Genomic DNA, 18,143 nt, shown 5'->3' with positions numbered 1-18,143 from the left:
ATTGGTCTCAAAAAAGGGATTTAAACCCTGCAATTTTATTGCAGTACTTTAGTAGTGCGAAAAAATCTATATTTTGGTACTATGAGTTATCAAAGAAAAGGCTCTCATACGGTAAGTTATTTAACGTGCCATATTGTTTGGGTTACAAAATATCGGTACAAGGTACTTCGAGGAGATGTTCAAACTCGTTGTCGTGAACTTTTAATCCAAATATGTGAAGCTGAAGGTATAGAGATACTGAAAGGAGTAGTGAGTTCGGATCACGTTCATATGCACATTGAATATACTCCAAAATTGAATGTAAGTAGCATATTGAAAAAACTCAAAGGACGAACTTCAAGGAAACTTCAACAAGAGTTTCCAAAACTGAAAGAGCGTTATTGGGGGCAACATTTTTGGGCAAGCGGTTATGGAGTTTGGAGTACTGGGAATATTACGGATAAAATGGTCAATGAATATTTGGAACATCACCGTCGAGATTCGAGTGATAATTCCAATTTTATATTGGAATAGTAAAAGGGGACTTTCAGTCCCCAGTATTAATAAACCTCTGCACTTTTAGTGCAGAGTTGTTTAGTTTAGAAAATTAATAAAGGCTTATGTTCAATTTTAAATGATGATTTTTTGAAAATTCATTGAAGCGTAAAAAAATGTTTCCACATAATATTACTACCTAATTTAAATATATAATGATTAGCCTGACTTCTATAGTCATCCCAAACTTTAACAGGGCACATTTAATTGGAGAGACTTTAGATTCTATTATTTCGCAAACTTACCAAAACTGGGAATGTATTGTAGTAGATGATGGCTCTACTGATTATACCGATGAACTGATGGAATTTTATTGCAATAAAGATCATAGAATCCAATACCATCATCGACCCGAAAATCGCCCCAAAGGAGCCAATGCCTGTAGAAATTATGGCTTTGAATTAAGTAAAGGAGACTTTATTCAATGGTTTGATAGTGATGATTTGATGGCTCGGGATAATCTTCTGGAAAAAATAAATTTTTTGTTATCCAGTCCCAAGTACGATTTTTGTATCAGTAAGCTAATTAAATTTGAAGGAAATTTTAGAAGTAAAAAATTTGTTGCTAATGAAGCCCAAATAAGGCTTCCAAATAACCTATATGAGGCTTATATTACCGGGAGAATCTCTATCTTAAATGTTAACCCGCTTTGGCGGAGAGAAGTTTTTAATGTTAACGAGCTTTATGATGAAAAAATTCTTCAATTCCAGGACCTTGAGCTGTATTCCCGGGTAATTTATAAAAATAATCGAATGGGTGTTATCAATAAAAACCTTGTTTTTGTAAGACGCATGAACGATTCGATTAGCACTAAAGATAATGGATTTGTTCTGAATGTAGATTCTTTTTTAAAGGTTAAAAAAAGAATTATGGATCGAACCCCTAACAATAAAGTAATAGGGGAATATATAGTTAGGGACTTGTTATGGGCTATGCGATGGTATATGGCCAAAAAGGAATATGTAAATGCAAAACGATGCTTAAGCTTAGCCTTAAAATATAAAGGTTTTTTACCTGCCAATCTCCAACAAAATCTTTTAAAGGTTGCCGTTTTTTTTAAATTATTTAAGACTATAAAAAGAGGAGATACACGTTTTAGAAAATTTTTAAAATTATAAGTTCTTGGATAAAATAAACTTATACTGTATTTATAAGAGGAAGTCTACTATCATATTGCCTAAATCTAAAAAAAGATGCTTACTTTACCCATATAAAAAGAATTTTTATGAAACCTTTGGTTTCCATTATTATTCCCACTTATAATCGTTCCCACTTAATAGGTGAAACTTTAAATTCAATACTGGCGCAAACCTATCCTAATTGGGAATGTATTGTGGTAGATGACGGTTCCAGTGATTATACCGAAGAATTATTAGAGTTTTATTGTGAAAAGGATTCTAGAATAACTTTTTTCAAAAGACCAGAACATTACAAACCAGGGCCAAATGCCTGCAGGAATTTTGGTTTTAAGAAAAGCAAAGGAGACTGGGTGAAATTTTTTGATAGTGACGATATTTTGGTTCCCGAAGCTTTAAGTCTTCATGTAGAAAAACTTAAAGGAAAGGATGTAATAATTACAAAGGTGAAGTATATTGATGGAAAAGGACATGCATTACATTTTGAACACAATTATTTGTCTAAAAAAAACCTTATTGAGGATTACTTTGTAGGTCGTCTTACCTATTATACTTTTGGACCTTTATGGAATAGGAATTTTTTACAAAAGCAACCATTTCTTTTCGATGAAAAAATCAGGAATTTTGATGACTGGGATTTTAATATGAGAATGCTTTATAAAAAACCTAGAATGGTTTACATTCATGAAGCGCTTATATTGTATAGGTTACATGAAGATTCATTATCACGGGAACTAATAAAATTAAATTATGAGGAAGTGAAATCAGAGTTTTATGCCAGGAAAAAACATCTGAATATTCTCAAAAAGGATCTACAAGTAGATGTTTTATCGTTAAGGAATTATGATAAAAATAGATGTAAAGCTCAATTAAAAAAAGCTCTGATTTTAAACCATAAAAAAAAGTTTGCCTTGTACTGTATGTTGAGTAAAAGACAATACGAACTTTTTGAGATGAAAGAATTTATTAAAACCACAATTGGTTATCTTTCATATTCTTTATTTGGTAAGGGAGAGAGATTTTTTAGATAGGTTATATGGTAGAAAAACAAGACATACCAATTCCTAAAATTCTTCATTATTGCTGGTTTGGTCAAAAGAAGATGGATAACATCCATAAAAGATGTTTAAAATCCTGGAAAAAAAATCTGCCAGGTTTTAAAATTATGCGATGGGATGAGACCAATATTGATATTTCTGAAAACCCTTTTCTAGAATCTGCATTTACCTTAAGAAAATGGGCCTTCGTATCAGACTACATAAGGCTAAAAAAGCTTTATGAATATGGCGGCATTTATTTAGATACGGACATGTTACTTTTAAAGCCACTGAATGAAATTCTAACCCAGAAAACATTTTTTGGTGCGGAGAACTCAAAATTTATAAATGCTGCTGTAATAGGTACACAGCACAAAAATCACTTTATAAAAAGATGTTTATTAAAATACGATAAAGTTATAGTAAACGAAAATACTAATTTTGCTCAAATATCTATTCCTCAGATTATTACCTCTGAATTTCGTTCGGTATTTAATTATCAAGGAGACTTTTCTAAGATTGTGAATGAATCTGGAATATTAATTTTTCCTCCAAGTTACTTTTATAGTTTACCTTATAGAGAACGCCATACGGTAAACAAAAAGAAATATGTAAGTGAAGATTCATTTGGACTCCACCTGTGGGATGAATCCTGGAAGGAGCTTAGTGAATTTAGTTACCTAAGAAAGGGTCAATATTTAAAAGGCTTTAAAAGAATTTTTAAGAACAAGGGATCAGACGGTATATTCAAATACTTTAAAAAAATTATAGGAGCCATAATAAAATCTAGATTTTGAGGGTATGGATTTAAGTTATTTTGTAGTACCATTTTTAGTCGATTTTTTAAAGAGAATTATGAAGTGAATTTCAATGAAAAGCAAATAAGGATAAGCATAATTATGGCTACCTACAATAGGGGTCATTTGATTAAGGAAAGTTTAGAATCTATTCAAAATCAAACTTTTTCAAATTGGGAGTGCCTAATTATCGATGATGGGAGTGAGGATAATACAGCTAATGTTGTTGATAAGTATACTTCCAAGGATTTGCGCTTTACTTATCTTCCCAGATCACAAGATTATAAAAAAGGTTTGCCGGGGTGCAGGAACCAGGGCTTAGACCTGGCTAAGGGAGAATATATTATCTTCTTTGATGATGATGATATTGTTCATCCGGAGAATCTTCAAACCTGTTATAATTTGTTAAAAGGAAATGATTTTCAATTTTGCCGTTATGAGAAAAAGCCTTTTTGGAAGACTACCGATGAAATTGATTTTAAGCCCATTAAAGATCCAGAATTTAAAATTTTCAAATGTAGCGACCTGGATAAAATGATTATTGGAAAAATTCCCTTTGCCTCTTGTTGTGTTCTTTGGGATAAAAAGTGTTTTGAAAATATAAGGTTTAACGAAAACCTGATGTATGCTGAAGAATGGGAATGCTATAGTCGAATCCTTTCAACAGCATATAAAGGGCTTTTAATAGATGAGGTGTTATATTATAATAGGAAACATCGAAGTTCAAATACGGGAGAGTTTCAAAATAGAGAACCTATTAGAGTTGATTCACAGCGTAAAGCTGCTTTTTTAATAATTCAAACATTAATATCAAAAGGACGATTTAGCAATTCTTTAAAAAAGTATTTTCTCCGCCTGGGATTTGAGATAAAATCTTATAAAATAATTAAATTAACTTTAAAAGCTGCTAATGCCGGACTAATGGAAAAATGGAAATATAAAATAGGTTACCATATTTACCCGGTTTTAAAACCCATTTTTTATCTTAAGGGCAAAATTTTAAAAGATTGAAAACCCTCCTCTGTTTTGGTACCCGGCCGGAAGCCATAAAAATGGCTCCAGTAATTTCAGCATTAAAAAATAATCATCTCGACTACGAGGTTTATGTTACCGGGCAACATCGGGAAATGCTAGACCAGGTTCTGGAATTTTTTGAGATCAAGCCCGATTATGATTTAAACCTTATGCAGAAGGAACAAAGTTTAAACTCCCTTAGTGCATTAATTCTTGAAAAAACAAATGTAGTTCTACAGGAAGCTAAGCCTGATCTTATCCTGGTACAGGGAGATACTACTACTGCATTCATTGCTGCCCTTGCTGCTTTTAACCGCGGAATAAAAGTAGGGCATATTGAAGCTGGTCTGCGTACCCAAAATTTACAATCACCATTCCCCGAAGAAGCTAACCGCCAATTGCTTAGTAGAATAGCTGATTTTCATTTTGTTCCCACCCCTTCTAATAAAGTTAACCTTTTAAAGGAGGGAGTTTCTGTAGATAAAATTTTTATCACCGGTAATACGGTAATCGATGCCCTTAAAATGGCGGAGAAGAAACTTAATAGTGGATTTGAAAATGATGAGTTGATTAAGCTTAAAAAATTGTTGATTAAAAATAAAAAATTACTTTTAGTTACCGGGCATCGTAGGGAGAGTTTCGGTGGCGGACTCGACAAGGTATGTAAAGGCCTACAGAAGTTCGCCGAAAGGAATGATGTTCAAATCATCTTCCCGGTGCATTTAAACCCCGAGGTTCGTAGAAAGGTTTTTAAAATATTAGATAATCATCCAAACATTCATCTCATCGAACCTGTGAGCTACCCCAGCTTTGTTTGGTTGATGATGCAGGCAAGTGCCATTATTTCAGATTCGGGTGGTGTACAGGAAGAAGCTCCATTTTTAAAAAAACCTGTTTTGGTGACCCGGGAATTTACCGAGCGGGAGGAGACAGTGATTGCAGGGTTTTCAACGTTGGTGGGTACTTCGGGAGAAATGCTTTTAAAGAAATTAAAGGGAATTCTGGAAAATCCTCCGAATTTTACAGGAATTCAAAACCCATATGGAGATGGTGTTGCAGCCCAAAAGATTATAGAAATCATAAAATGCCAAAATGCCTGAAGCTATAAAAAAATACTGATCGTTGTCGAGTCGATTTTTAAAGAATTACTAAGATATTATGGATTTTTGTAAAAAAGGATAATTCTTAATGAAATTATAGAAAAAAAAGTAAAGTGTGTAGGATTTTTTGATAGGTTTCCGGTGGAATGGAGTTATATTTCCTAAAAGGAATTTAAACTCCACGTAAATATCCGTATTAAGAAGTTAGGATTATAAATAGTTTTATATTTCATTTAAAAATGAAGAAAACCAATGAACAAAAATAAGATAAACCTTTTAAGATTATTTTTCTCTCTTGCTAATAATAATTAGCTTTTATGTTGAAAAAATAGAATTTATTTTTCCTAAATTATTTAGTTATGAAAATTCTCTATATCAATGCAAGTCTAATGGATTATCTGCAAGATATAATTTATGGAGGGCTGGTTAAAATACTCGGTACCAACAACGTGCATCCAGTCCCTTTCAATTATTCATTTTACTTTAATTTAAGAAAATACCCTAAAAATATAGGTTATCACAAGTGTGGTTTATTTGCCTATTTGAAAAATCGATTTTTAAGTTTCAATTATGATTGTGTAATAGTTTCCTCAACAAAGCATCAATCTTTTGATTTCTATTCCAAAATTCTAGATATAATCCCAGATTCTTGTCCTATAGCCTTTCTTGATGGTGGAGATTGGGCTGAAATAGGAGGTGATTTAGCTAGATTGGGTTATCCTAACCTTTACCAAAATACCATAAAAAAAAGGCCTTTTGACCTGATTTTTAAGAGAGAAATGCTTAAAAATGTTGATTATCCATCAAATGTTTATCCTTGTCCTTTCGCCTTTAATATGGATAGTATTAAAAATACTAAAAAGGTTACGGCAAAAAAATATGATGTTTCTTTTTGGGCAAATGAATCACATATATCAAGAACGAAAATATTTTCTCTACTCAAAGGAAAATATGATTGTGAGGAGAATGGAACTTCCAGGGAATGTTCTTTTGGGTCTTTTAATAGGAAAGGGAATTTTTATTTTGAGGAACTTAAAAGATGTAAAATAGTTCTAAATGTAAGAGGTATGGGATGGGATACTTTACGATTTTGGGAAGTGCCTGCTCTTGGTACGTTCATGTTATCTCAAAAACCCAGTATAGTGATTCCGGATGATTTCACAGATAAAATGAATATAGCTTACTTTGAAAATGATTTTTCAGATCTTTATGAAAAAATAGATTATTATCTGCAAAATGATAGCGTTAGAGAAAAAATAGCATCTGCTGGGTACGAACACCTTTGTAAATATCATACAGACATTGCCAGGGCTAAATCAATTATCAAAAGGATAAATAACCTGTAGAATATAATCTTGAACAAAGATATTAAAGTGTGATCTTTAAGAGGGTGATTATAGGATTTAGAGGGTGTGTTTGAGGCTCTCTTGGATTTTATAATGGTTCTAAACCGCGCTGTAGATGAGGCTATAGCATAAAAGATTACGGATTTACAAAAAGAGGAAATGTCTAATTTGATAAAAAAAATACTGGTCGTTGTCGAGTCAATTGATATTGATGACAGTAGCGGCTCTAAAGCCAACGTAGCCCTTATAAAGAATTTATATAAAGCCGGCTTTAAACTGCAGGTATATCATTATACACGAAAGAACATTGAGCTGGAGAATATTCCCTGCCATGCGATTAAAGAGAACCGAAGAAGTTTGCTGTTTTTTTTAAGTAGGTTAGAACGCTATTTGCGCTATTGGTTTAACCTAAAAGTTTATAAACAGATAGAACAGGCATTCGGATTTTCTTTTACCCTTTTTAATGATAGAAACAGTATTGTTAGGGCATTAAATAAAATAACTGATTTTGATCCAGACCTGGTATTAACTTTAAGTAAAGGAGGAAGTTATCGCCCACATCATGCCCTGTTAAAGCTTCCCGGGTGGCATTCTAAGTGGGTAGCTTATATTCATGATCCTTATCCTTTTGCTTGCTACCCAAGACCTTATGACTGGGTGGAGCCGGGTTACTTAAAAAAGAGGAAGTTTTTTTTGAAGCTTGGGGAAAAGGCTAGCCATATGGCTTACCCCAGTAAGTTATTGGCAGAGTTGATGGAAAGTTACTACGCTCCTATGCGGGGAAAAAGGCTGATAATTCCGCATCAAACTTTTGAAAGTGACACCACAGCTATAAATTTACCTGCTTATTTTAAAAATAATGCATTTTCATTGGTACATGCGGGAACCTTGCTTGGTCCAAGAAATCCGCGTAGTTTAATTAAGGCTTTTCAAAAGTTTATTCAGGAAAATCCGGAAGCAGCAGATCATAGCCAATTAATTTTCATTGGTAGGAAATCCAAATATTCAAAAGAGTTTAAGGAAGTAATGCAAGTATTTCCGCAGTTTTATAGTAGTGAGGCGTATATTCCATTTTCTAAGGTACTGGCTATTCAAAATAATGCCGCGGTAAATATAATCCTTGAGGCAAAAAGCTCTATAAGTCCTTTTCTGCCGGGAAAATTTCCTCACTGTATTCAGGTAGGTAAACCAATTTTGTTATTGGGCCCTTATTACAGCGAGTCTAAAAGATTACTGGGAAATGATTATCCCTGGTGGAGTGAGATTGATGATGAGGATAAAATATTTGCTATGATAGAAGAACTGTATAGTAATTGGAAATCAAATAATAGTCAATGCGATTACCATAGCCTGGGTAAATATCTTTCAGAAATTTATCTAAGCGATCAAATTTCAAGCTTATAAATGAAAATCCTAATGCTCTCTATCTTCGCTCCGCATTTTTTTAACTGGACCAAACAGTTGGAAGATTCGGGGCATGAGGTTTATTGGCTGGATGTTTTCGATTCTAATACCAAAGTTAGGCAGATAGATTTCGTAGAGCAGATCACTGGCTGGCGTTATAAATGGGATTTCCCCGGAAGGTATTTTCTTAAAAGCAATGCACCCAGTATTACCCGATTTATTAATATTTTTAATGAAAGAAATTTTGAGAAACAACTGCAAAAAGAAATTAGAAGGATAAGACCCGATGTGGTGCATAGTTTTGTGATGTACCTTGCCGGCGTGCCGGCCTTGCCGGTAATGCAGGAGTTTTCCCGAATAAAATGGGCCTATACCGCCTGGGGTAGCGATATGTATTATTACAGGAATCAACCTAAACACCTGGCCGGAATAAAAAAAACACTGCCGAAAATAGATTATATGTTTGCTGATTGCAATAGGGATTATAGTATTGCAAAGGAACTTGGCTTTAAAGGAAAGTTTCTAGGAGTTTTTCCCGGCGGAGGTGGTTTTGATTTCAGTAAAATGGATACATTTATTCGCGAAACCGATAAAAGAAATATTATCCTTATAAAAGGCTATCAGGGCTTGCATGGTAAATGTATTGAGGTATTAAAGGCCATTCAAACAGCAGAAAAACACTTAAAAGATTACAGGTTGGTAGTGTTTGGGGCAGCTCCGGAAGTTTTTGATTTTGTAAAAAATTCCTCTCTTAAAGAATTTGGGAATCTGGAGATATATGGAAAATTAAACTATCAGGATCTTATGAAATTGATGGGCCAGGCTTTAATTTATATAGGAAACAGTAGTTCAGACGGAATGCCTAATACTCTATTAGAAGCAATTGTGATGGGAGCTTTTCCCATTCAATCCAATCCCGGTGGAGCTACAGCAGAAATATTGGAGCATGCAAAAAATGGATTTTTAATTGAAGAACCTGAGGATACTAAGGAAATTAGTAGCTTGTTGCTGGAATCTTTAAATAATTCAGAATTAATAGAAAAGGCCGTTTGCTGGAATTCACGAAACATCAAACCTAAGCTGGAGAGGGAACGGGTTAAGGAACGGGTTTTACAAGCTTATAAATTAATAGAAAAAGATCTGTAATGGAGCAGGTAATTTCAATTCTATATGCCCATCGTAACCGCGACACCAAAAGAATAAAAATATCTTTTGAGTTTTTGCAAAGGCAGGAGTTGCAAAATTTTGAGGTGATCTTTGTAGATTATGGAAGCAAAAAGGCACTTGTAGAGGAACTGAAAGTGCTTGCCGCCGAATTTCCGTTTGTTCGTTTTTTTCATTTGCCTGTACCCCAGCTTTTATGGAATAAAAGTAAAGCCCTTAACTATGGGATTTTAAAGGCAAAAGGAGATTATGTCTTTATCGCCGATATCGATCTTGTTTTTCATCGGCAAACAACTGTTTTATGGAATAAGCTATTGAATCCCGATAGGTTTTATTTGTTTCAGTTGGGATATTTAGAAAAAGAAGAATCAGAAAAACTTTTTGGGAATAATGAATTCGATGCTTTAAAACCGGGCAGAACAGGAACGGTAAACGGCATGATCTTAACTTCCCGCGAAAGCCTTCTCGAGGTGAGAGGTTTGGACGAATTTTTTCATTTCTATGGGTCTGAAGATGAAGATTTATTCGCCCGATTGGAAAATGCGGGCTATCACAGAGAACTAAGAAAGGAAGCATATGTTTACCACAATTGGCATCAAAGTTTTTCAGGTTCAGAAGATAAGCTGCTTACAGGGAATCCACGGGTAAAAAATATTATGCGTATTAATCAAAGGCATTTTCAACGTAATAGAGATCGGGGTATAATAAAACCATTACAGCAGGAAAAAATAGGGGAATTTATAACTATCGAAAGATCTGCAGTTTTAAATAATCCAGATATAATACTTGAAATTCCCAACATACTTGCCAGGGTAGAGCATTTTTTAAGAGAAGAGCTGCCTTCCCGAAAAGGAGAGGTGGTAAAGGCTGTATTTTTTGAGGAAGATTACTATAAGTCTACCAAATACAAATTAAAGTTAAGATTAGGAAAGCAAACACAGCCCTATATCTCTATGAAACAGGTGAATGATATGATCTTAAAAGAGATTTTATATAATTATAGAGATCATAATTATTCTTTTCGGGTAGATGAAGAATTGAAAAATATTATATTTTGCCTTGAATCATGAATCAGAAAAACTTAGTTCTTAAATCCTATAAAAAGTTTTGTCAGGCTGAGGGCAACGAGCATATTGCCAGTGAATTTGCTGTTTTGAAAATACAGGAATTAATAGAAAAATTTGATATTAAAAGTATTTTGGAAATAGGTTTAGGTATTGGTGCAATTGCTGGTAGTATTTTATCAGTCGATAGAAATTTAATCTATGCCGGAACGGAGAATAATGAGTTTTGTCTTGCGGCTTTAAAGAAAAATCTTGGCACAAAATTTCAGAATTTAAAGGTTTTCTATGAACTTTCGGAAGTACCTATAAGTAATTATGATTTGATCATAATCGACGGAAAAGACCCCGAGCTATCAAAAATTAAACACTTATTAAACTCATCGGGAATTATTGTTATAGAAGGCGACAGGCTTCCACAGCAAAGGCTACTTAAAAAGTATATTCCGGCTCATAAATTTGTTCACGCAATAAGTAATAAAAAGAATGCTATTTACAGTCCATTTTCACAAGCGCATTGGCAAGGGGGGGTGAAGATTATTTTTGCAGACCCTGGTTTTAATCAGTTAATATGGTGGGGAAAAGAAAAATTTAAAACTAAACTGAAATATTATTTTAGAAAATGAGGTTTCGTAAATTTTTAAAAACGGAGTTAAGATTTTAAATCTTAGAATAACCAATTGAGTATGTCCCTAAAGTTAAAATTTAAAGAAAGCTTATTTCACCTATTGGAGCTGCTGCCCGCGAAACAGGGCTATTATGCTTATCATACAATTCAAAACCTCGCTAACAGGCAGAATATGTTAGATCGGCTAAAAACCAACACTTTCAGTTTTCGTGGTCTGCAAAGATTGTTACAGGAAAATAAGCTATCCTTAGAAGGGAAAAATGTTTTAGAAATCGGTTCGGGATGGGCACCTGTTATGCCTTACCTGATGCTTTACAAGGGGAAAGCAAAATCGGTTTCCAGTTTCGACCTAAACCGGCATTTTAGCAGGAAACGGATTCGCGAATTGAACGAGGTTTTTCTATCGGAATATGGTATTAATGTTAGCGCCGCGCCTAAAAGCGAATGGGATTTACCAAAAGAGATTGCGTATTATCCCAATACCAACCTAATAAATATAGAATTGCCGGAAACAGACCTGATATTTTCCCGGTTTGTTCTGGAACACGTAAAGCCGGAAGATCTTTGGTTAATGCACCAAAAATTTAAAGCCGATTTAAAGCCGGGGAGCATAATAGTACATTTAATTTCTCCAAGCGATCACCGTGCCTATGTAGATAAAAAATTGAGTCTGCAGGACTTCTTGCAATACAGCGAAGCCCAGTGGCGAAAGAAACAAACCAGATTTGATTATCATAATCGATTAAGGCTTCCACAATATAAAGCTATTTTTAAAGCCGCAGGCTTGGAGCTGTTGCATATTGAGTATGATCAACCCGGTGTCGACTCTTTTAAGAGGTTCAAATCTTTAAACATACATACAGATTTTAAAAAATTTACAGATAAAGAATTGACGGCAGGATCCATTAATGTGGTTTTGAGGGTGTAAGGGGAAATAAAACCTGTTCCTTTCTCCAGGTAACCGGTGTATCAAAACTAATTCCGTTCTAACAAGAATTTCTATAATTACCAGGCACTTCAACTTTCAACTCCTGCGTCGTCGACTCAGTGTGACAGCGCGTTTTAATAATTAGAGCAATGTCAGGCTGAGCGCAACTGAAAGGAGGATTGCTATCACCAACCAACGAATCCCGAATTAACTAATCACGAATCAACCAATCACCAATTAACGAATCCCGAATTAACGAATCACGAATCAACCAATCACCAATTAACTAGTTAACTAAATAACCAATCAAATTAATTAACTTGCTTCTAAAATTTGAAAACTATTTATGTTTATAATCGCTGAAATTGGGCAGGCCCACGAAGGAAGTCTTGGAATGGCTTTATCTTATATAGATGCACTGGCAGAAACCGGGGTAGACGCCGTTAAATTCCAGGTGCATATGGCAGCGGCCGAAAGCAGTGAGTTCGAGCCTTTCCGTGTAAAGTTTAGCCAGCAGGACAAAACCCGTCTCAATTATTGGAAACGTATGGAGTTTTCCCCGGAAGAATGGAAGCTATTAAAGCAAAAATGCGAAGAAAAAGCAGTGGAGTTCCTTGCTTCACCTTTTAGTAATGCTGCCGTAGATCTTTTAGAGGAACTAGGGGTAAAAAGATATAAGCTTGGTTCTGGAGAAGTGAATAATTTTTTGTTACTGGAAAAAATAGCCGGAACCGGGAAGCCAGTAATTCTTTCCTCTGGGATGAGCTCTCTAAAAGAATTGGATAAAACGGTAGAATTTCTTAAAAGTCGGAATGTTGAATTTTCTGTGCTTCAATGCACCACGGCTTATCCTACTACAGCTCAAAATTATGGGCTCAATGTGATTAGGGAATTAAAAGAGCGGTATGATGTGCCAATTGGTTATTCCGATCATTCTGCGAAAATAGAAACCTGTATTGCCGCTACGGTCCTTGGTGCTGAAATTCTTGAATTTCACGCAGTTTTTGATAGGCGTAGCTTTGGACCCGACGCAACTTCTTCACTTGAAATTGATGAGGTAAAAACCCTGGTACAAGCCGTAAATAACATTCAAACTTCTTTGCGTTGTAGGGTAGATAAAACAGACAACTCTCAGTATAAAGAACTGAAAAATATTTTTGAAAAATCCCTGGCTGTAAATAAGCATTTACCTGCTGGCCATAAATTAACTTTTAATGATCTGGAAGCAAAAAAACCAAAAGGCTATGGTATAGATGCTTCAAAATTTGAACAGATATTAGGCAAAGAATTAAATAAAGAAAAGAGGCAATGGGAATTTTTAAATTGGGAAGATGTTGGGGGTAGTCTATAGTCTTTAGAAGATGATTTTTTGTGACAGCGCGTTTTAATAATTAGAGGAATGTCAGGCTGAGCCCGACTGAAAGGAGGATTGCTATCACCAATCAACCAATCACCAATCAACCAATCACCAATTAACCAATCACCAATTAACTATTCTCCACGCTCTCCACTCTTTTCTATAAAGCCAAAAACTATAGTCGCAGTCTACCGACTACCGACTAATTTATTTACATTTGTTTGAACCTGAAAATCACCTATGCTTCAAATTGTTCACCAGCGTGCTGAAAAGATTATCTGTGTAAATTATAAAGGAACGCCTTTGGAGATTGAAGAAACGAATCTTTGTAAGGCTTTTTGGGTTTTAGCCGAAAACTATCCCGATGAGTTGATTTGCTGGTGTGAAGAAACCTATACCCAGGAGTTTGACGAAAGTTCTTTAAAGGAAATATTTGGCCACAATCTTATCATGGCCTCCTATGCTTTGGAGCAGTCTTATTTTTCCGAAAAGATTGGCTATATAGACCAACATCCATCTATAAATATTAATCCCGAAGTGCCTTATGGTACCTGGAGGATGAGTACAGATGCCGGTGGTATAAGGGGGGGCATATTGTCTAAATTTCAGCAAACATTTGGGAACATAAAGGATTTTGGATTTTTATTAAATGCTATTGCTAAATCTGGACAACACAATGGGCTATTCTGTTATTCAGACCCTCGTTTTTTTATTCCCAAACTGAAAAAAGACTATAATCTGCGGCCTGTAGCAGGTGTTTCAGAGCTATTTTCTTTTGTGTATGTTCATTATAAAACAGCAAGACTTTGGTTATTGTTTTGGTGTTTTGTAAAGTTTGAAGGCTCTTTTCCTATACTTTCTCTTCTGCGATCATTGTTTAGAAAAAAAGTTTTTCTAAAGGAAATTGATTTTGGAAAGGTAGGGTTCAAAAGAATAGAAAAGACAGTAAAGCCTTATAGTCTGGATGTGATTATACCAACCCTGGGACGAAGAGAATATTTATTACAGGTTTTAGACGATTTAAAAAAACAAAGTGTATTACCGAAAAAAGTAATCGTCGTAGAGCAAAATCCCGATCCTAATTCTCAAACAGATTTGCCGGAACTTACTGCTGAAGAATGGCCGTTTAAACTGATACATCATTTTATACACAAAACAGGCGCCTGTACAGCCAGGAATATGGCTCTGGAAGAAGTAGATGCCGATTGGGTCTTTTTTGCCGATGATGATAACAGGATGGAAAGTGATGTTCTGGAGAAATCTTTAATTGAATTAGAGACATATAATATTAATTGTTTAACCCTTAATTATATTCAACCCGGGGAAACTTTATTTTTTGATAAAAGAAAACAATGGGGAACCTTTGGGGCCGGAAATAGTATAGTTAGAGGTGTGTTTGCGAAAAAAATAAGGTTCGATGCGGCTTTTAACTATGGCTACGGTGAAGACATGGAGTATGGTATGCAACTGCGAAATGCCGGCTGTGATATTATTTATCATCCAGATATAAAAATTGTTCATTTAAAAGCTCCCAGGGGTGGGTTTCGGGAAGTATCGTTGCCGCCCTGGAAAGAAGATGATCCAAAACCGGCACCTACCATTATGTTGTTTGCTGAAAAATATTATACTTCTATACAGAAAAAAGGTTTTAAGACAGAACTTTTCCTACGTAATTATAGTCTAAGCAAAAACCTTAATCCCATAAAGTATTGGAAAAATATGCAACTGCGTTGGCTTAAAAGCGAGACCTGGGCTAAAAAACTAATGCTAAAATAACTTTGGAATGAAGTTTTTAATAAGTCAGAGAGCCCTTACCGAAAATGATTTCCAGAAACTGGAGCAAAAATATAAGTTTCAGGAAATAGCAATTGGCCCCTACAACATTTTGAAAGAAAAAGAAACCGAAGTGTATGATGGGAGCGAATGTAAAGCTTTTATAGATGGGTATATACGGGATTTTAATGTTTCCTGTTCGCAGCTGGGATTTCAAATTGAAAGTGCTATTGACTTAATTAGCAAACAATGGCCCGTTCCCAACTCAATAAGTGGCTCTTTTTCTGCTGCGATTATACAAGAAAGCAGTGGGGAGCTTATTATTTGTAATGATGCCATTGGCGTATATCCGCTATATTATTTAACCGGGGAGAAAGGTTTTTATATTTCTAATAGCCTGGCCTGGTTAGGAGCATTATCGGAAACGGCCGGAGATGAAGTGGGTTTATTTCAACGCGCTTATTGCCCTGAATTTGCAAATATTGGATCCAGAACAATCTTAAAAGATGTAAAGCGCCTTTTACCCGGCGAATGGATTAGGTTTGGTAAGTTGGGGAGCATCCTGGAAAAAAAATACGATAATGAATTATACCGGGAACTTTCTAAAAATATTTCGCCTTCAAATTACTGGCAAGCTTTTAAAAAGGAGCTGTCTTATTGTTTAGCAGAAGAGAAGAACCTACATATAGCCCTTAGCGGAGGAATGGATAGTAGGTTGCTAATTGGTGGTGTTCCGAAGAATAAAAAAGTCTTTTGTCATACCTATGGTGATAAAGATTTTTATGAGACCCGTATCGCCAGGCGCATTGCCGGGATTTACAAGGCTGATTTTAAGAATTATTCCTGCCCGCAATTAAACTTTCCGGAGAAAAAAATTATTGAAAAATATACCCTTGAAACAGAGGCCGTCTATATAAATAATTGGCTTGAAATTTTAGAAGGACAAGATCTAAAGAAAAAGGAAAGTATTCTGGTAGGGGATATGACAGAGTCTTTACAGGGAAGAAACCTACCGATGAAAAAAAGCTGGAAAAATTTTAATCATTATTATCACGGGCGAAAGGAGTATTCTTTAACCGGGAATACCAGAGAAAAATTTCAAGACTGGAAAAGAACTATAATAGGGAAATATACCGGTTTGGCTTCTCAAAAGCATATTGATAGGTTAAAATTAAATATATCGGAGAAAAATCTCAAAGACGAAATTATAAAGGATATAGAAAAGCTAATAGATAGAATAGAAGCCCATAACCTTGCTTATATGGAGCTTGTTGCCGAATTATTTTCCTGGTTTACACATTCCCGAATTCCTATGGGAAAACAAATACTTATCTTAAATTCTAAGTTTAAAGCCTATTGTGTACCTATGTCTATTCAAATACTTCGCTTAACCAGTAATATACATCCGGGTTTAAGAGTAGGTGGCAGGTATATAAAATCTTTGTTTACTTCGGTAGCAGAATTAATGCCCGGAGCGAGTGTGCCTACAGCCCAAATACCATTTGTAGCTTTTAAATCGCCGGAAATATTCAAGTTACCAATTTGGTTTTTAAGATCTGAAATAGACGATTTTCTTATTAAACGCTTAATGAAGTCTGCCAACCCAAAGAAAAGATATCGCTTGTTGAAATCCTTTAATTGGGTAAAGGTGTATCAGCAGCCCCAAATGGAAACAAGATTACGATCTTATTTTAAAAAGTCTTATTTAGGGGAAGAATATACCAATGCTATAATTGCCGGGGCTTTGGCGAGAAAAGACCTGAAGCAATGGCCCCTTAGTAATACCAATATAATTAATGCTGCAGCATTAAATGAAGAATTAGCTCTTATAAAACTTCTTACAAAGAATGAAATTTAACTTAATTGTTTGTACATACCGGCGAAATAAAGCAATAGAGCGGTTAATGCAATCGGTAAAAGAGCAAACTTTATATCCCGATGAGATTCTTGTGATTGATGCTTCTCCAAACGATTTAACTAAAAAGCTTTTGGAGGTAAAGAAGTATCCGGCTTTAAAGTATTTTAAGGTAGGAAAGGAAAACAGTGGCTTAACCCGGCAGCGCAATTATGGGATAAAACATTCCGCTAAGGCTATGGATGTGCTTTGTTTTCTTGATGATGATATAGTGCTGGAACCTAATTATTTTGAGAAATTAATTGCTAGCTACAAACAATATCCTGATGCCATTGGAGTTGGAGGGCAAATAAAGGATGATGTTAATTGGAGAAAAGTGCCGGCGAATTATAAAGCTCAATTTAAAGAATTTGTAATTGATAATTATGTAAGGCCCCTGGGACAAAGAAATGTGCTTAGAAAAAGCTTGGGATTACTTTCTGATAAACCTCCGGGTTTTATGCCCGATTTCTCCCATGGTTTTTCCACTGGCTTTTTACCGCCTTCAGGAGAAATATATCCGGTAGAATTCTTTATGGGTGGAGTGGCCTCATATAAACATCAACTTTTTTCAGAAATAAATTTTTCAGAAAGGTTTATAGGATATGGCCTATATGAAGACATGGACTTTTGTTTACGAGTTTCGCGATTAGGCCAATTATATGTAAATACAACAGCTAGAGTAGCACATTTGCACGATGAGGCTGGTAGGCCTAATCATTATAAATATGGAGAAATGGTGGTTAAAAATGGCTACTATGTTTGGAAATTAAAAAATCCAAACCCCTCAGCTAAAGCAGCCATTAAATTTTGGGGAATCCATATTTTGTTGTTATTGATTAGATTTGTTAATGGATTTAACAAAGATAAAAGTGGGTTTGATGATGCCAGGGGAAGATTTAAAAGTCTTATCGCTATGATTAAACTCTAATATCCAATGATAGAAATTAGAACTTATTTGCCGTAATTC

General features: G+C 35.0%; 16 protein-coding genes. All 16 read left to right on the top strand.

Translation table 11 applies throughout. The features are described 5' to 3' along the window. The first annotated feature begins 81 nt into the window (after positions 1–81). On the top strand, positions 82–513 hold the full coding sequence (gene tnpA, locus I6U49_RS08200) for an IS200/IS605 family transposase (protein ID WP_150314237.1): 432 nt from the start codon (positions 82–84) through the stop codon (positions 511–513). A 176-nt stretch (positions 514–689) separates the two neighbouring features. Then, complete coding sequence (locus I6U49_RS08195; RefSeq protein ID WP_198628291.1) at positions 690–1,652, top strand: glycosyltransferase family 2 protein; 963 nt, start codon at positions 690–692, stop codon at positions 1,650–1,652. Between the two features lie 107 nt (positions 1,653–1,759). After that, the gene (locus tag I6U49_RS08190; protein WP_198628290.1) at positions 1,760–2,701 is read left to right on the top strand and encodes a glycosyltransferase family 2 protein; all 942 of its coding nucleotides are present in this window, start codon (positions 1,760–1,762) and stop codon (positions 2,699–2,701) included. A gap of 5 nt (positions 2,702–2,706) precedes the next feature. Continuing rightward, positions 2,707–3,504: a glycosyltransferase family 32 protein gene (locus I6U49_RS08185; protein WP_198628289.1), complete on the top strand. Its 798-nt coding sequence runs from the start codon at positions 2,707–2,709 to the stop codon at positions 3,502–3,504. A 102-nt stretch (positions 3,505–3,606) separates the two neighbouring features. Further along, complete coding sequence (locus I6U49_RS08180) at positions 3,607–4,515, top strand: glycosyltransferase family 2 protein (protein ID WP_198628288.1); 909 nt, start codon at positions 3,607–3,609, stop codon at positions 4,513–4,515. Further along, entirely contained in the window at positions 4,512–5,618 is a 1,107-nt protein-coding gene (wecB, locus tag I6U49_RS08175) for a non-hydrolyzing UDP-N-acetylglucosamine 2-epimerase (protein WP_198628287.1), read from the top strand. Before I6U49_RS08180 ends, wecB begins: the two co-directional genes overlap by 4 nt. Before the next feature lie 359 nt (positions 5,619–5,977). Continuing rightward, a complete protein-coding gene (locus I6U49_RS08170) occupies positions 5,978–6,964 on the top strand; it encodes a glycosyltransferase family protein (protein ID WP_198628286.1) in 987 nt (328 codons plus the stop codon). A 159-nt stretch (positions 6,965–7,123) separates the two neighbouring features. After that, positions 7,124–8,368: a glycosyltransferase family protein gene (locus tag I6U49_RS08165; protein ID WP_232804668.1), complete on the top strand. Its 1,245-nt coding sequence runs from the start codon at positions 7,124–7,126 to the stop codon at positions 8,366–8,368. After that, positions 8,369–9,514, top strand: a complete 1,146-nt coding sequence (locus I6U49_RS08160; protein ID WP_232804667.1) for a glycosyltransferase family 4 protein — start codon at positions 8,369–8,371, stop codon at positions 9,512–9,514. It abuts the gene before it with no gap. Continuing rightward, positions 9,514–10,602 (top strand): glycosyltransferase family 2 protein, encoded by a 1,089-nt coding sequence (locus I6U49_RS08155; protein WP_198628285.1) that lies wholly within the window; start codon positions 9,514–9,516, stop codon positions 10,600–10,602. Before I6U49_RS08160 ends, I6U49_RS08155 begins: the two co-directional genes overlap by 1 nt. Beyond that, positions 10,599–11,219 (top strand): class I SAM-dependent methyltransferase, encoded by a 621-nt coding sequence (locus I6U49_RS08150; RefSeq protein WP_198628284.1) that lies wholly within the window; start codon positions 10,599–10,601, stop codon positions 11,217–11,219. The genes I6U49_RS08155 and I6U49_RS08150 overlap by 4 nt, the downstream gene beginning before the upstream one ends. Positions 11,220–11,279: 60 nt before the next feature. Continuing rightward, on the top strand, positions 11,280–12,149 hold the full coding sequence (locus I6U49_RS08145) for a methyltransferase domain-containing protein (RefSeq protein WP_198628283.1): 870 nt from the start codon (positions 11,280–11,282) through the stop codon (positions 12,147–12,149). Positions 12,150–12,495: 346 nt separating this feature from the next. Then, positions 12,496–13,500 (top strand): N-acetylneuraminate synthase family protein, encoded by a 1,005-nt coding sequence (locus I6U49_RS08140; RefSeq protein WP_198628282.1) that lies wholly within the window; start codon positions 12,496–12,498, stop codon positions 13,498–13,500. Between the two features lie 246 nt (positions 13,501–13,746). Continuing rightward, entirely contained in the window at positions 13,747–15,282 is a 1,536-nt protein-coding gene (locus tag I6U49_RS08135) for a glycosyltransferase family 2 protein (protein WP_198628281.1), read from the top strand. Between the two features lie 7 nt (positions 15,283–15,289). Further along, on the top strand, positions 15,290–17,137 hold the full coding sequence (locus I6U49_RS08130; protein ID WP_198628280.1) for an asparagine synthetase B family protein: 1,848 nt from the start codon (positions 15,290–15,292) through the stop codon (positions 17,135–17,137). Then, the gene (locus I6U49_RS08125) at positions 17,127–18,104 is read left to right on the top strand and encodes a glycosyltransferase family 2 protein (protein WP_198628279.1); all 978 of its coding nucleotides are present in this window, start codon (positions 17,127–17,129) and stop codon (positions 18,102–18,104) included. The genes I6U49_RS08130 and I6U49_RS08125 overlap by 11 nt, the downstream gene beginning before the upstream one ends. Positions 18,105–18,143: the final 39 nt, after the last annotated feature.

It is taken from the genome of Salegentibacter maritimus, assembly GCF_016236915.1.
Taxonomy (GTDB): Bacteria; Bacteroidota; Bacteroidia; order Flavobacteriales; family Flavobacteriaceae; genus Salegentibacter; species Salegentibacter maritimus.
The sequence above is the reverse complement of the archived record's forward strand: the minus strand, read 5'-3'. Positions and strand labels throughout refer to the sequence as shown.